The organism is Pontimonas sp., assembly GCF_031581085.1.
In the GTDB taxonomy this organism is placed as follows: domain Bacteria; phylum Actinomycetota; class Actinomycetes; order Actinomycetales; family Microbacteriaceae; genus Pontimonas.
Genome location: NZ_JAVLBO010000009.1, coordinates 1 through 15,404 on the forward strand (window position 1 = coordinate 1; position 15,404 = coordinate 15,404).

Genomic DNA, 15,404 nt, shown 5'->3' on the forward strand with positions numbered 1-15,404 from the left:
CCCCTCCGGGCGTAACACCACGACCTCACTGGCCCCGGCGTCACCCCCCAAACGAATCTGCGCCGAGAGCCCCGGTGCGCCCGAGTCTGCTTCTGGTTCGGTCACGACGACGATGCGCATGGGGTGTTCGCTACTGGCATCGTTGGCCGCGGAAATCGCTTGCTCTTCGCCATCGTGCGGGGTGTAGATGAGGAAGGTGAGTACGCGGCCCAGCGCCACGGCGCCACCTTCTTCGCGGGCGCTGATGAGTCGCCGGTTGACCTCGGCCACGGTGGTGTCGGGAAGGTCGATGATCACGGCCGCCTCCAGACACGGTTGTCTCGAAGGAGTAAATGATCTGCCGACGGCGGCCCCCAGGTACCCGGCAAGTAGCCCTCGGGGGTACCGCTGTGTTCCCAGTGGGCGAGCACCGGGTCGAGAATGTGCCAGGACAACTCGACTTCCTTCTGCCGGGGAAACAGCGGCGCGTCTCCGCGGAGTACGTCCAAGATGAGCCGCTCGTAGGCTTCCGGGGACGTCTCGGTGAAGGCGTGGCCGTAGCCGAAATCCATCGTCACGTTTCGCACTTGCATCTCGGGACCCGGCACTTTTGAGGCAAATCGCATCGTCACGCCCTCGTCGGGTTGGACCCTGATTACCAGAGCGTTTTGTCCCACCTCTCCCTCGGCAATTTCAGGAAACAGGTGACCCGGAGCATCTTTGAACACCACGGCGACTTCGGTCACGCGTCGTCCTAAACGTTTTCCGGTGCGCAAATAGAAGGGGACACCCTGCCAGCGCCGGGTATTGACCTCCAACCGCAGAGCCGCATACGTTTCGGTCCTCGAACCTGGGTCGATTCCGGCTTCGTCTAAGTAGCCGGCGACAGATCCACCACCCTGCCAGCCTGCGAGGTACTGGCCCCTGGCCGAAGCGCTTGGCGGATGAACCAGGGGAGCGACGGCGGCGAGAACCTTTTCCTTTTCGACCCGCACATCGTCGGCTCGCAGTGTGCCGGGCTCTTCCATCGCGGTCAGAGCGAGCAACTGGAGCAAGTGGTTTTGGATGACATCCCGGGCGGCACCAATACCGTCGTAGTAGCCAGCTCTTGATCCCACGCCGATCTCTTCAGCCATGGTGATTTGGACGTGGTCGATGTAGTGGGCATTCCAAATCGGTTCATACATCGAGTTGGCAAAGCGCAGCGCCAGCAGGTTCTGCACCGTCTCCTTACCCAAGTAGTGGTCGATGCGAAACACCGATTCGGGTTTGAATACCCGCTCGAGTGCGAGGTTTAATTCCGCCGCGGTCTGCTCGTCACTGCCAAAGGGCTTCTCCACGATGACCCGCCGCCACGCCCCGCCAGCGTCCTCGGTGAGCCCGGCGTCTTCCAAGCGCTGGGTGACGACGGGAAACTGGCCGGGCGGAATCGAGAGGTAGTAGGCGTGATTGCGCCCGGTGCCTCGGGTGCGGGCCAACTCTTCGAGCACCGAGGCCAGCGTGGTGAAGCCTTCGGGGTCACTGAAGCTCCCCTCCACAAAACGAAGCCCCGCGCGAAGCGCGTCGAATACCCTCTGGTCAAAGGGTTCCCTCGCGTGGGCCCGGATCGATTCGGCGACTTCCTCCTGGAACTCTTCGTTGGACCACGGCCTCCTGCCGTAGCCCACCACGGAAAAACCGGGGTGGAGCAGACCGCCCGCGGCGAGGTCGTAAATGGCGGGAATGAGTTTTTTTCGCGCCAGATCGCCCGTCACACCAAAGATCACGAGGGCGCTTGGTCCCGCCAGGCGAGCCAGGCGCCGATCGGCCGGGTCTCGTAACGGGTTGTGTCTCACGCAGAGCCCCACAAGCCCGAAACGAGGCTGTGTGCACTCTCTTCCGAGTCCACCCGGAGGGTGAGCACCGGCCGACCGCGCTCGATCAGGACCTGACGATCCCCCCAACTCTGCGAGTCGATGAGCGTCTGGAAACTGTAGGGGTAGCCGGGAATGTCACGGTCAGAGCGTGCCTCGATTTCGATTTGGAAAAATACCCCGTCGGGGGTTCCCCCTTTGTGAAACTGTCCGGTGGAGTGGAGAAAGCGCGGGCCAAACCCGAGGGTGACGGGCCGCTTCAGGTGGGCCGAGAGCTCGTCTCGAACACTCGTCCAGTGGGACATCTCGAGTCGATTGCCGTATACCTGGAGGGCGAGGTAACCAGAGTGGCCCAGTGCGTCCCGCAGAGCCAACCACGCCTCGGCGAGGCTTCGTTGCTCACCGGGCGCCCAGAGGGTGTGCTCGTTCGAGACCTCCGAGGCGTCCGCGCGACGGGGCATCGATTCCAGCAAGCTCCTGGCCGCCGTTTTCGCACTCTCGACATCGGGTTGGTCGAAGGGGTTCAGCCCGAGCAGCACACCAGCAAACGCCGTGGCGTATTCCCACAGCAGAAACGAGCCACCCAGCGTCGAGGTGATACTGACGTGGGAGGAGTCTGCCCTGGTGCCGGAGAGATCGACGACCAGGACATCATCGAAGGGGTTGTGCGCCTCGGGGGAGGAGGCAGAAGAGACCACGACGGGCAGTACTCCCAGGCCACTCTTACCCGTTGATTCCGCAACGAGTTGTTCGATCCAGTCACCAAGACCCGGAAGGTCTTCGGCTGGAGTGAGTACGGCGATGTCTCGCTGTGGTGTCGACAGTGCCACGGCGAGCTTTACCGCCGGGTTTTCTGCACTGTCCTCGTGGAGGTGTTCCCACACGGCGTGAGCGTCGGCGAGCAGCGCCGCAGTATCCACGCCGGCAAGGGTCGCCGGAACCAGACCAAACGCCGTCAGGGCGGAAAAGCGCCCGCCGACGAGAGGATCGGCGACAAATACCCGGTGCCCGTGAGCCAATGCTTCTGTGTGCAAGGGGGAGTCCGGGTCGGTCACAATCAGAATCCGGGTCGCCGGGTCAATGCCCGCATCACTAAACGCCTGGGCAAACGCCGCTCTCGCGGTGGCCGTTTCGACCGTTGTTCCCGATTTTGACGACACAATGACCGCGGTGTTGCCCAGGTCACCCGCCAATGCGCTGGCGACCTGATCCGGGTGCGTGGAGTCGAGGATGTCGAGCTCCACTCCCGCCCAGGAGGCCATCACCTCCGGCGCAAGCGACGAGCCACCCATCCCGCACAGAACAAATCGGGTCACGCCTTCAGCGGCAAACGCCCGGCGCAATTCCTCGACATCGTCGACTAGCGGACGCATGAGAGCCGGATCATCGACCCAACCCAGCCGAATGGAGGCTTCGGGTTGCGCTTGGTCACCCCACAGGGTGGAGTCACCCGAGGCGACTCGTGAGGGCACTTCGCCCTTCACCAACCGGGTGAGGGATGTGCCCAGCGGCGCCAGGAATTCAGTATCAACGTGAACCCGGAGTGTCATCGGGTGGCGCCAAGGGCTTTCTCCACTGTCGCCAGTAGTTCTCTCCAACTGTCGATGAACTTGGTCACGCCCTCTGCCTCCAGCGCTTCGGTGACATCGTCATAGGAAATGCCTAACCTGGCGACACTATCGAGCACTTCGTGGGCTTCGGGGTAAAAGCCGGTCACCTGGTCACCGTCGATTGCGGAGAGCTGGGCGGTCGCCTGAAGGGTTTTCTCGGGCATGGTGTTCACCGTCTGCGGGGCCGCGAGTTGTGTCACGTAGAGCGTGGGGGCCAGGGCGGGGTCTTTCACTCCCGTCGACGCCCAGAGCGGCCGCTGCGGGCGTGCGCCCTGTGCCACGAGGGCGGCGGCGCGATCGCTCTGAAACAGCTCCTCGAAGGCCTCGTAGGCGAGTCGCGCGTTGGCGATTCCCGCCGCGGAGCGCAGCGCTTTCGCGTCATCGGATCCGATGGCATCGAGCTGCTGATCGATGGCCGTGTCGACGCGAGAGACAAAAAATGAGGCGACCGAGTGCAGGGTCGAGAGATCGACCCCCCGTCGAGCAGCTTCTTCCAGACCCGAAAAATACGCGTCGACGACTTCGCGGTAGCGCTCCAGGGAGAAAATCAGCGTCACATTGACGCTGATGCCGCGAGCGAGGGTTTCGGTGATGGCGGGCAGTCCTGCTTTCGTCGCGGGAATCTTGATCAACACATTTTTTCGCCCCACGCTCTCGGCGAGCCTGGCCGCCTGCTCGATGGTGGCCGCGGTGTCGTGGGCGAGCACCGGAGAGACCTCAATCGAGACCCGACCGTCGACCCCGTCACTGGCTTCGAATTGTGGCAGGAAAATGTCGCAGGCGTCTCGCACATCGTCGACCATGAGAGCGAAGACCGCATCCTCGGTGCTGTGACCCGCGGCTCCCAAGGCGGCAACCTGGTCAGCGTAGGCGTCGCCCTGGCTGATGGCCTGCTGGAAAATTGTCGGGTTGGTGGTGACCCCCACCACGTCGTGTTCGGCGATGAGTGAAGCGAGGTTTCCCGAGCTGATGCGTTCGCGGGATAAATCGTCCAACCAGATGCTGACGCCGAGCGTGCTCAGTTGTGCTGTTGCGCTCACTGTCTTCTCCTTAGTGTGTGGCCTGTGTGCGTGCCAGGGTAGTGCGGGCGGCGGAGACCACCGCGTCGGTGGTCATCCCAAACTCTCGGTAGAGGGTTTTGTAGTCCGCTGAGGCGCCGAAGTGCTCAATGGACACGCTCTCCCCATTGTCTCCCACGAAGCGACGCCAGCCCTGGGAGATGCCCGCTTCGACGGAGACCCGCGCGGACACCTCGGGGGGTAGGACGCTATCGCGGTACGCCTGGTCTTGTTCGTCAAACCATTCCACGCAGGGCATCGACACGACTCTGGTCGGCACACCATCGGCTTCGAGAATAGTTTTGGCCTCCACGGCGAGGGAGACCTCGGAGCCGGTCGCGATCACAATGACCTCTGGTGTTGCCGAGCTCGCCTCGGCGAGCGTGTAGCCCCCTCTGGCGGTGAGAGACGCTGGGGCATAGTCAGCTCCCCGGGTAAACACCGGGACACCTTGGCGGGTCAGGGCGATCCCGGCGGGACCTCCTCGACGCTCCAGCATCGTCTTCCACGCCCACGCCGTCTCATTGGCGTCGGCGGGTCGCACCACATCCAATCCGGGAATAGCCCGCAGACTCCAAAGCTGCTCGATGGGTTGGTGGGTGGGCCCGTCTTCTCCCAGCGCCACCGAATCGTGCGTCCAGACGAAAATACTCGGGATTCCCATGAGGGCTGCCAGGCGGACGGCCGGGCGCATGTAGTCGGAGAAGATGAGGAAGGTTCCGCCGAACGCCCGGGTGGGGCCGTGGAGGACAATGCCATTGATAATTGCCGCCATCGCGTGTTCGCGAATGCCGAAATGGAGGACACGACCGTAGTGTTGCGCCGTCCACTGGGCCGTTGAATGGTCACTGGGCGCAAAGGACGCGGCCGATTCAATGGTGGTGACGTTCGACTCGGCGAGGTCTGCCGAACCGCCCCATAATTCGGGCAACACTTCGGCCAAGGCGTTGATGACTTTGCCGGAGGCGGCGCGGGTCGCCATCGCATCGACACCCTCGAAGTTCGGCAGTGCAGCTTCCAGGTCGGGAAGTCCGCCCGATTCGAGGCGCTCCAGCAGCGCTGCGCGCTCTGGCTGTGCGGCCCGCCAGGCGTCAAATTTCTTGGTCCACTCGGCGCGCTCTTGTGCAGCTCGCCCCGCCAGCTCGCGGGTGTGGGCGATGACCTCATCGGAGACGGCAAAGTGTTTTTCGGGGTCAAACCCGAGAATAGTCTTGGTCTCGGCGATTTCTTCGGCGCCGATTGCCGCACCGTGAATCTTTCCGGTGTTCATTTTGTGGGGCGCGGGCCAGCCGATGATCGTTTTGACAATAATCAAGCTCGGCTTATCGGCCGCAGCCTGCGCTGCGCTGATCGCCTCGAAGAGCGCATCGACATCCTCGTGGTAGTTCTCCGCTGAGCCAAAGTCCACGACGTGGACGTCCCAGCCGTAGGCGGCATAGCGGGCGGCGACATCCTCCGTGAAGGCGATGTCGGTGTCGTCTTCGATGGAAATCTGGTTCGCGTCGTAGAGGGCGATGAGGCGTCCCAATTGCTGGTGTCCGGCCAGGGAGGCTGCCTCGCTGGTGATTCCCTCCTGAATGTCGCCGTCACTGGCGATGACGTAGGTGTAGTGGTCAAACGGCGAGTGCCCCTCGGGGGTCTCCGGGTCGAACAGACCCCGCTCGAAGCGCTGAGCGTAGGCGAAGCCGGTCGCCGAGGCGAGGCCTTGACCGAGGGGCCCGGTCGTGATTTCCACACCGCGGGTGTGACCGTATTCGGGGTGTCCGGGGGTTTGTGAACCCCAGGTGCGAAGGGCTTTGAGGTCATCGAGCTCCAACCCGAAACCGCCCAAATACAGCTGGACGTACTGGGTAAGCGACGAATGCCCGGCCGAGAGGATGAAGCGGTCACGTCCGATCCAGTGTGGGTCGGTGGGGTCGTGGCGCATCACCTTTTGGTAGAGCAGGTAGGCGACCGGGGCGAGGCTCATCGCCGTACCCGGGTGGCCATTTCCCACTTTTTCTACGGCGTCGGCGGCGAGTAGGCGGGCGGTGTCGACCGCGGTGCGGTCGATGTCGGAAAATACGGAAGTCATCGGGTCAGTCCTTTGAGGTTGACGAACACTGGGTTGAAGAACGCTGGGTTGACGAACACTGGGTTGACGAACACTGGGGTCCACCCCTGGGGCCTCTACGGCGACCCGTTAGCGCCAGCGACGATACGTAGACGCGGGGAAGTGACCCCAGTATATCGACGCATCTCGGCATCCATTCAGAACGCGAAAGCCCGGCCATCTACAATGGAGGGACACCATGACCTCTTCGCTGGATCACGCCCACTCTCGCGCACACCCGTCGACCGGTTCCGTGTCGCACAACCGCCTGATGGCTTACGTGGCGCTCACAAAGCCCCGGGTCATCGAACTCCTGCTTGTCACGACGGCCCCGGTCATGGTGTTGGCTGAGCGCGGTATCCCCAACCTCTGGTTGGTGCTGGCCACGTTATTCGGGGGTGCACTGAGCGCGGGAAGCGCCAACGCGTTTAACAATTACATCGACCGCGATATCGATAAGGACATGGCCCGCACGTCGGCTCGCCCGCTGGTTACCGGTGAGATCACGGGGCGCCAGGCGTTGGTGTTTGCCTGGGTTTTGGGCATTTCCTCGGTCACGCTGCTGTGGCTGGCAGCCAACCCGCTCGCCGCGCTGCTGTCGCTGGCGGCGATCCTGTTCTACGTGTTCGTCTACACGCTCTGGTTGAAAAGGCGCAGCGAACAAAACATCATTTGGGGCGGAATTGCCGGCTGTTTCCCGGTCCTCATCGGCTGGGCGGCCGTGACCGGAGAGCTCTCCCTCGAGGCATGGGTCCTGTTTACCGTGGTGTTCTTGTGGACTCCCGCGCACTACTGGCCGCTGTCGATGCGCTACCGCGACGACTACAGCGGCGTCGGCGTACCCATGCTGGCCGTGGTGCGAGGCCCCCGAGAAGTAAGCGTGCACGTCATCCTGTACGCCTGGGCGACGATTGTCACCTCACTACTGCTCATCCCGATTGCGCCGATGGGTCCGCTGTACTGGTTCGCGGCCGCCGGAGGCGGCACCTGGTTCATTATCGAATCACACCGGCTCTACGCGCGGGCGGTGCGCGGCGAAACCGACTTACGCCCGATGAAGGTATTCCACTCGAGCATTACCTACCTGACGCTGCTGTTTCTCGCTGTCGGTGTCGATCCATTGTTGGCACTGATTCCGGGTCTTCCCGGGTACTAAACAGGGCGGTGACGTTGAGCGCGACCACGACGGCCGCAACGACCATGTGGATTCCCACGGCCAATTCCGGCAGACCGTTGCGGGCCTGATACAGCCCGACACCAATTTGTACGAGCGTCATGACGGTTAATCCACTCATCGTGCGCTTCAGGCGGGTATCCGCGGGGGAGTGACCGCCGCGGAAGGCGAGCACCGTCGCCACGACCGTGAGGGTGAAAAAGACGTAGGACGGCCAAGAGTGGAGGTGCTGGAGTAGCTCTGAGTCCAGGTTGTTCCGGGCCGCTCCGCCGTCACCGGCGTGTGGTCCCGAACCGGTGGTCAGGGTACCCAGCACGATGGAGACGCCCAGGACAGCCAATGCCGCGGGAAGAATCCCGGCCAGCAGCCCGCCGGCGGAGCGAATGCGACTGGCAGGGCCCACTCGAACGCGGTAGAGCAGCCAGGCGGCTAAGCCCACCAGAACGGCCGAGAGCAGGTAGTGCAGACCAACCACGTAGGGGTTGAGGTCGGTCAGTACGGTGATGCCGCCCAACACTGCCTGGGCGGGGATTCCCAGCCCGAGGGCCACCGAGAGGCGAAAGAGCTCGGGTCGCTCGGAGCGCATCCGCACCACCATCAGAAACATCCCGATTGCGATGATGATGAGGAGAAAGGTCAGCAGTCGGTTTCCGAATTCGATGATGCCGTGGAAGCCCATCTCCGGGGTGCTCACGAAGGAATCTTCGGTGCACCGCGGCCAGGTGGGACACCCCAGTCCTGAGCCGGTGAGCCGCACCGCACCGCCCGTTCCGATGATGAGAATTTGGCTGACCAAGGACGCCCAGGCGAAAAACCGCACGCGACCGAGCACACGATCGGGCAACCACATCCACAGGTTTCTCACACCTAAAGCCCTTCTGCTTTGGGGCCGTCCCTACTAGAGTAATAAGCGCTATGGCAATGGTGCCTCGCACCGTTTCGAGGTGGCGCCGTCACCCTGAAGGGTCCTGTCCGGCAGTGTAGGTCAGCAGACCGATACATCGCTGAAAGCCCTCGGTGCGAGCCCTGCACGAGCGAAAGCGAGGAAAAAATGTCCGACATTCTTTTGGACCGTCCCGACCTTGAAGGTCTGGGAAACTACGAATTCGGTTGGCACGACGCCGACGCGGCAGGCGAAATCGCCAAACGCGGGCTCTCTCCCGACACCGTCACCGAAATTTCCGACCTGAAAGACGAGCCCGACTGGATGCGCGAAATGCGCCTCAAGGCTCTGAAGATTTTCGAACGCAAACCGATGCCGAACTTCGGCGCCGATCTGAGCGGAATCGACTTCGACAAAATCAAGTACTTCGTGCGCTCCACCGAGCGCCAGGCCCAAACCTGGGAAGACCTGCCCGAAGAAATCCGTAACACCTACGAACGCCTCGGCATCCCCGAAGCAGAGCGCTCCCGGTTGGTCGCCGGCGTCGCCGCGCAGTACGAATCTGAAGTGGTCTACCACCAGATTCGTGAAGACCTGGAAGAACAGGGTGTGCTCTTCCTCGACACCGACACGGCGCTTCGCGAACACCCCGAATTCTTCACCGAATACTTCGGAACGGTGATCCCCTCCGGAGACAATAAGTTCGCGGCGTTGAACACAGCTGTCTGGTCGGGCGGCTCGTTCGTGTATGTCCCGCCGGGCGTGCACGTCGAGATTCCGCTCCAGGCCTACTTCCGGATTAACACCGAGAACATGGGTCAGTTCGAGCGCACGCTGATCATTGCGGACGAGGGTTCGTATGTGCACTACATCGAAGGCTGCACGGCGCCGATTTACTCGTCGGATTCGTTGCACTCCGCCGTGGTGGAAATCATTGTCAAGAAAAATGCCCGCGTGCGCTACACCACGATCCAAAACTGGTCGAACAACGTCTACAACCTGGTGACCAAGCGCGCCATTGCCCACGAGGGTGCGACCATGGAGTGGATTGACGGGAACCTCGGGTCCAAAGTGACCATGAAGTACCCCTCGGTCTTCCTCGTCGGTGAGCACGCCAAGGGTGAGACTCTCTCGGTTGCCTTCGCGGGACCCGGTCAGCACCAGGACGCGGGCGCCAAAATGATCCACATGGCCCCGCACACCACCTCCTCGATCGTGTCGAAATCGATCGCCCGCGGTGGCGGTCGAGCAGGTTACCGCGGAGAGGTGAAGGTGGACGAAAACGCTCACCACTCGGCGAACACGGTGCGCTGTGACGCGCTGTTGGTCGACACCATTTCGCGCTCCGACACCTACCCGGCAATTGACATCCGAGTCGACGATGTCGTTCTGGGTCACGAAGCAACGGTCTCTAAGGTGAGCGAAGAGCAGCTGTTCTACCTCCAGTCACGTGGCCTCCCGGAAGATGAAGCGATGGCGATGATTGTGCGAGGCTTTATCGAGCCCATCGCACGGGAGCTGCCCATGGAGTACGCCCTGGAGCTCAACAAGCTCATCGAGATGAATATGGAAGGGTCAGTCGGCTAGATGACCACAGCGACACCGAACGGGTCGAACGTCACGCTCGACCCGTCGCAGACACGTGTGACCGGCGCGATTCCGGTTCAAACCCGATCCGAGCGGTTCTCGTCCGTCGACCCGGCAGATTTTGCCGCGGTGACGGGGCGGGAACCGGAATGGCGGCTGAGCCCAGTCTCCGACCTCAAAGCCCTAATCGATGGACCGCTGGAGGGTGGGGCGTACCCGATTGAATGCACTCCACCGTCCGGTGTCAGCGTCGAGTTTGTGGACGCCACGCAGTCGTCGCGTGGTGTGGCCGGTCTGCCCGAGGATCGTCTTTCGGCCAATGCCTGGTCCCAGGTGGAACAGGTGCTGGAAATCACGGTGGGCTCCCCGCAGCGCGAGACCACTCGCATTCTCCGACAGGATCTCGGGGACTCACCGCGCGCGGCGCACACGCTCATTCGCGTCACCGAGGGTTCCCACGCGGACGTCATTATCGAGTCTCGGGGTCCGGCAGTACTGGCCGAGAATGTGGAAATCCAGTTAGAGGCCGGATCGAGCCTCGAGTTGGTCTGCTTGCAGGAGTGGGACGAAGGCGCGATTCACTATTCGCCCCACTTTGGCACCGTGGGCCGCGACGCCCAGCTGCGTCACTTTGCGGCGAGCATGGGTGGCCGTATCGTCGTGGTCAACCCGTCGATTACCCTCGCTGGACGAGGCTCGGGCGCCGAGCTCTACGGCGTGTATTTCGCCGAGAGCGACCAGCACCTGGAACACCGGGTGTATGTCCACCACGAGGGCCCCGACACACGCTCGCGGGTCAGCTATAAGGGTGCCCTGCACGGCCGCGGTGCGCGGACCGTGTGGATTGGGGACGTGCTTATTGGCGCCGAGGCGACGGGTACCGACTCGTACGAGGAAAACCGCAACCTGGTGCTCTCTGATGGGACTCGGGCGGACTCAATTCCGAACCTGGAGATTAAAACCGGTGACATCGCCGGTGCCGGGCACGCCAGTGCCACCGGACGATTCGACGATGAGCACCTGTTCTACTTGCAGTCGCGCGGTATTCCTGAGGTCGCTGCGAGACGCTTGGTCGTGCAGGGCTTTCTGGGCGAAATTGTGTTGAAGATTTCTGATGCCGAGCTTTCCGAAAAGCTGTTGGATCGGGTGAAAGACAAACTTCGCGCCGTGGAGGAGGAGTCGTGAGCGAAATCTTGGTCTGTAAGGCCGACGACGTCGCCGTGGGTACCGCACTGAAAGTCACCATTGACGGTCTGCCCATTGCCCTGGTGAAAGATTCGGCCGGAGAACTCCACGCTCTGGGAGACACCTGCTCACACGGTGAAATCTCACTGAGCGAAGGGTTCGTCGAAGACGATGCCCTGGAGTGCTGGGCGCACGGTTCGCAGTTTGACCTGCACAGCGGTAAGCCTCGAAACTTTCCGGCTTTCGAGCCCGTACCCGTCTACCAATTGAGCGTGAAGGACGGTGAGGTCTACATCGACCCCACTGTCACCGTGGGCGAAAACGCCGACGCCTAACCCGCAACACAGAGAAGGATTGTGATGTCGACACTAGAAATCAACGACCTGCACGTCAGTATTCAGACTGACGCGGGCCCTGTGGAAATTCTCAAGGGTGTGAACCTCACCCTGGATCAGGGCCAAACCCACGCGATCATGGGCCCTAACGGCTCGGGCAAATCCACACTCGCCTACACGATTGCGGGACACCCCCGCTATGACGTCACCTCCGGGTCGATCACTCTCGATGGCGAAGACGTCCTCGCCATGGCGACCGACGAACGCGCCCGCGCGGGTCTTTTCCTCGCGATGCAGTACCCGGTGGAAATTCCCGGCGTGACGGTGACCAACTTCCTTCGCACCGCGAAGCAGGCGGTCGACGGCAAGGCTCCCGCCCTGCGCCAGTGGGTGGGCGATCTGAAAGCGGCCATGAGTTCGCTCAAAATGGACCCTGGTTTCGCAGAGCGCAGCGTCAACGAGGGCTTCTCCGGCGGTGAGAAGAAGCGTCACGAAATCATGCAGCTGCAGGTGCTCGGTCCGAAGATCGCGGTCTTGGACGAAACTGACTCGGGTCTCGACGTCGACGCGCTCAAGATCGTGGCTCAGGGAGTCAATGAGGCGAAGGAGAAGACGGGGGTGGGCATTTTGCTGATCACCCACTACACCCGAATCCTGCGCTACATCAGCCCCGACTTCGTTCACGTGATCGTGGACGGCAAAATCGTGGAAGAGGGCGGCGCCGAATTGGCCGACCGCCTCGAAGAGGAAGGTTACGACCGCTACCTAAGCCAGGAGGTGAACTAATGGGAACGATCACTCTCGATGACCAGAAGTTTGATTCGGTGCAAGAGGCGCTGAAAGATGTCATTGACCCCGAGTTGGGGGTCAACATCGTGGATTTGGGCCTGATCTACGACCTCAGCTGGGACGATGAAGAAGACGCACTCATCATCAGCATGACCCTGACGTCTGCGGGGTGCCCGCTGACCGATGTGATCGAGGAAGAAATCTCGAAAGCCATCGACGGGGTGGCCGAGCGTTTCAGGATCAACTGGGTCTGGATGCCACCGTGGGGCCAGGAGCGCATCACCGAAGACGGTCGCGACATGATGCGCGCCCTCGGTTTTAACCTTTAGCGCCGCTCCATCGCCTGCGCACGGTCAACGACGGCATCCTCAAAGTCTTGATCCGCGCGTGCCTTGCTGACATCCTTCGGTCGTTCGAGCCCCTGGCGGCGTCGAAGTTCTTCTCTCAGCAGGTAGCCCCAGGCGATAAAACCTAAAATCCCAAACAGGTACCACTGGAAGGTGTAGCTCAGGTGGGGCCCTTCATCTAATTGAGGTTTGTCTTGGAGCAGGGGAGTGGGACTGACCGCGGGTGATTCACTCTCCATCGCGATGTAGGCGTGGGGGTAGAGCTCTATTCCGGTAGCAGTAGCGGCCTGTTCGAGATTCACGGTCGCGAGTTGACCCTCTGGTGCACCCCGACCGTCAATGGTGACCTCGCCGGGCAGTAGCCGACCCACGAGCGCCACGGTTCCCCCCGGGGGTGAGGCAACGGCGTCGGGTCCGTCCTGATTTTCTCCGGTAGGCACCCAGCCGCGGCTGACCAGGTAGGCCTGATTGTCCTCGGTGACGAAGGGCAGGACCACGTCGAAGCCCACTTGTCCACCGCGTGGCCTCGTGCGCACCAGAAGCTGTTGATCTTCTCGGTAGCTACCCTCGAGGGTGACCGGGCGCCATTTCAGGTCGTCATCGAAGCGATTGAGGCCGGAGGCGAGCTGGGATACCGGCACCGGGTCACGGTCCCAGTTGTTTTCTACCCGCTCGATTTCTGCCACCGCCTGACCCCGGCGGTCCCACTGCCACAGGCCAAACATCGTGGTGATGAGGGCAAACACGATCGTGAGTGCGAGGCCCACCAGCCAACGGGTACTCAGTGCCACACGAATGAGGTTCACTGTGCGCTCAATTCTCGAGAGGAGACCGGGAATGACCGCGAGGAGAGGTACTCCACGAAAAAGGTTTCGTGTGCTGCGCAGGAGAGCCAGATTTTTTCGCGATCTTCGGAATGAATCTTGGGGTTTCGCCAGACAATTTCTCGTTGCGCGGGCTCTTCGCAGCTGCGCCTAGAACAACGCAGAGTACTGGGGCCGCTATCGCCGAGCACTAGTTCGCGGAGGAGTCGTATCGAACAATCTGGGAGGGCGCGTACGCTTGGGCGGTATTTCCCCGCTGGGTGACCTGGTTGGCGGCCACGACAGCCAAGTACGGCAGCAACACGGCTCCGGCAGCGGGGACCAACAGCCACGCACCGGGCGTGACAAAGCACAAGCCGATACACACCAGACGCACGCCCATCGCGGCGGAGTATTTGACCATCCGGGAGCGTCTCTCGTCGTGGGGCGACTCGTGCAGCGAGGTGACCGCATTGACCTGATCCATAGTGCTCACAATGCTAAGGGCTCAGCCTGCACATATGCTTGATAGCTATGGCAACGACACGAACAATTTTGGTCACCGGAGGCAATCGAGGCATCGGCTACGCCATCGCCGAGGAGTGCGTGAGTGCCGGGCATCGCGTCGCGGTGACCGCGCGATCCGGTGAAGGCCCAAGTGGCACCCTCACCGTTCGCGCCGACGTCACCGACGCAGAAAGCCTGGATAGGGCACTGGCTGAGGTGGAGCAACAGCTCGGGCCGATCGAAGTGGTGGTGGCCAACGCGGGCATCACCCGCGACACGCTTCTCATGCGGATGTCGGATGAGGATTTCGAAACCGTTATTAACACCAACCTCACCGGCGTTTTTCGTGTCGTGAAGCGGGCCATCAAGTCGATGGTGAAGGGCCGTTTTGGCCGGGTGATTTTGATCTCCAGTGTGGTCGGACTCTATGGCTCTCCAGGCCAAGTCAATTACGCCGCAGCGAAATCCGGCCTCGTCGGTTTTGCCCGCTCATTGACCAGGGAACTGGGCGGACGGGGTATCACCGCCAATGTCGTCGCACCGGGTTTTATCAACACCGACATGACCGATGAACTAAGCGAAGAACAGCGGGGGACATACCTGCAGGCAATCCCCGCCGGTCGTTTTGCAGAGCCCCAAGAAGTCGCCCGAGTGGTGACCTGGCTGGCCTCTGACGACGCGGGTTACATTTCCGGAGCGGTGATCCCCGTCGACGGTGGTCTGGGGATGGGTCACTAACGCGGCCAGGCCAGTAGTGTCACTCTTCGTTGGCGACCGCCGGCGCAGAGCGCTCCAAGCCCAGTAGTCCAATGGCCTGCGATACGTCGCGGGCGTCGATGCAGTGGGTGGCCTGTTGGCGCACCAACGCCTTGGGCATAAAACCAATAGAGACATCGGCGGCCGCCATCATGTCGAGGTCGTTGGCCCCATCACCAATCGCGACCGTGCGCAGCGCACCCGACTCCTCGGCCCATCGCTCCAGCCAGCGCGCCTTTGCGACGGCGTCGACCAGGGGCCCTTCTCGGGCTCCGGTGAGAACCCCTTCGGAAACGGCGAGGCGGTTGGCCTGCCAATGGTCCACGCCCAAGGAGTCCAAGAGGCCATCCACCAATTCGTGAAAGCCTCCGGAGACCGCACAGACAAGCCCCCCTGCACGGTGGACCGCGTCCACGAGCTCGCGTGCACCGGGCGTGGCCGTGACT

The 15,404-nt window shown here is 62.1% G+C and carries 16 protein-coding genes; 7 read left to right on the forward strand and 9 right to left on the reverse strand.

Annotated features, from left to right (window positions below):
• From RI518_RS03880 to tkt, 5 genes are all read right to left on the reverse strand, one after another.
• Positions 1-297: glucose-6-phosphate dehydrogenase assembly protein OpcA (locus tag RI518_RS03880; RefSeq protein WP_310689407.1), on the reverse strand; the 297-nt coding region annotated here is incomplete at its 3' end.
• The gene (gene zwf, locus RI518_RS03885; RefSeq protein ID WP_310671032.1) at positions 294-1,814 is read right to left on the reverse strand and encodes a glucose-6-phosphate dehydrogenase; all 1,521 of its coding nucleotides are present in this window, start codon (positions 1,812-1,814) and stop codon (positions 294-296) included. The genes zwf and RI518_RS03880, both read right to left, overlap by 4 nt.
• On the reverse strand, positions 1,811-3,382 hold the full coding sequence (locus RI518_RS03890) for a glucose-6-phosphate isomerase (protein WP_310689408.1): 1,572 nt from the start codon (positions 3,380-3,382) through the stop codon (positions 1,811-1,813). Before RI518_RS03890 ends, zwf begins: the two co-directional genes overlap by 4 nt.
• Positions 3,379-4,482: a transaldolase gene (gene tal / locus RI518_RS03895; protein ID WP_310671030.1), complete on the reverse strand. Its 1,104-nt coding sequence runs from the start codon at positions 4,480-4,482 to the stop codon at positions 3,379-3,381. The genes RI518_RS03890 and tal overlap by 4 nt, the downstream gene beginning before the upstream one ends.
• A gap of 10 nt (positions 4,483-4,492) precedes the next feature.
• On the reverse strand, positions 4,493-6,574 hold the full coding sequence (gene tkt, locus RI518_RS03900) for a transketolase (RefSeq protein ID WP_310689410.1): 2,082 nt from the start codon (positions 6,572-6,574) through the stop codon (positions 4,493-4,495).
• 289 nt (positions 6,575-6,863) lie between these two features.
• Here tkt and RI518_RS03905 point away from each other — a divergent pair, with 289 nt between their 5' ends.
• Complete coding sequence (locus RI518_RS03905; protein WP_310671133.1) at positions 6,864-7,748, forward strand: heme o synthase; 885 nt, start codon at positions 6,864-6,866, stop codon at positions 7,746-7,748.
• Here RI518_RS03905 and RI518_RS03910 read toward each other — a convergent pair.
• On the reverse strand, positions 7,669-8,631 hold the full coding sequence (locus RI518_RS03910; protein WP_310689411.1) for a COX15/CtaA family protein: 963 nt from the start codon (positions 8,629-8,631) through the stop codon (positions 7,669-7,671). The two genes, RI518_RS03905 and RI518_RS03910, sit on opposite strands and share 80 nt — an antisense overlap.
• Positions 8,632-8,817: 186 nt before the next feature.
• Between RI518_RS03910 and sufB the strand changes: the two genes are divergently transcribed.
• The 5 genes from sufB to RI518_RS03935 are packed head-to-tail and all read left to right on the forward strand — an operon-like array spanning position 8,818 to position 12,874.
• Positions 8,818-10,236, forward strand: coding sequence for a Fe-S cluster assembly protein SufB (sufB, locus tag RI518_RS03915; protein WP_310671027.1), 1,419 nt, complete (start codon positions 8,818-8,820; stop codon positions 10,234-10,236).
• Entirely contained in the window at positions 10,237-11,421 is a 1,185-nt protein-coding gene (gene sufD, locus RI518_RS03920; protein WP_310671026.1) for a Fe-S cluster assembly protein SufD, read from the forward strand.
• 5 nt (positions 11,422-11,426) lie between these two features.
• Positions 11,427-11,756: a non-heme iron oxygenase ferredoxin subunit gene (locus RI518_RS03925; protein WP_397428118.1), complete on the forward strand. Its 330-nt coding sequence runs from the start codon at positions 11,427-11,429 to the stop codon at positions 11,754-11,756.
• 24 nt (positions 11,757-11,780) lie between these two features.
• Positions 11,781-12,542: a Fe-S cluster assembly ATPase SufC gene (gene sufC / locus RI518_RS03930; protein ID WP_310671024.1), complete on the forward strand. Its 762-nt coding sequence runs from the start codon at positions 11,781-11,783 to the stop codon at positions 12,540-12,542.
• Complete coding sequence (locus RI518_RS03935; RefSeq protein ID WP_104913544.1) at positions 12,542-12,874, forward strand: metal-sulfur cluster assembly factor; 333 nt, start codon at positions 12,542-12,544, stop codon at positions 12,872-12,874. The genes sufC and RI518_RS03935 overlap by 1 nt, the downstream gene beginning before the upstream one ends.
• Here RI518_RS03935 and RI518_RS03940 read toward each other — a convergent pair.
• Entirely contained in the window at positions 12,871-13,698 is an 828-nt protein-coding gene (locus tag RI518_RS03940; protein ID WP_310671022.1) for an SURF1 family protein, read from the reverse strand. The genes RI518_RS03935 and RI518_RS03940 overlap by 4 nt on opposite strands.
• 208 nt (positions 13,699-13,906) lie before the next feature.
• Positions 13,907-14,182: a DUF3099 domain-containing protein gene (locus tag RI518_RS03945; RefSeq protein ID WP_310671131.1), complete on the reverse strand. Its 276-nt coding sequence runs from the start codon at positions 14,180-14,182 to the stop codon at positions 13,907-13,909.
• A 47-nt stretch (positions 14,183-14,229) separates the two neighbouring features.
• Here RI518_RS03945 and RI518_RS03950 point away from each other — a divergent pair, with 47 nt between their 5' ends.
• A complete protein-coding gene (locus RI518_RS03950; RefSeq protein ID WP_310671021.1) occupies positions 14,230-14,940 on the forward strand; it encodes a beta-ketoacyl-ACP reductase in 711 nt (236 codons plus the stop codon).
• A gap of 19 nt (positions 14,941-14,959) precedes the next feature.
• On the opposite strand, the gene RI518_RS03955 is transcribed toward RI518_RS03950, so the two are convergent.
• The coding region (locus tag RI518_RS03955) for an HAD family phosphatase (protein ID WP_310689413.1) at positions 14,960-15,404 on the reverse strand (445 nt) is incomplete at its 5' end.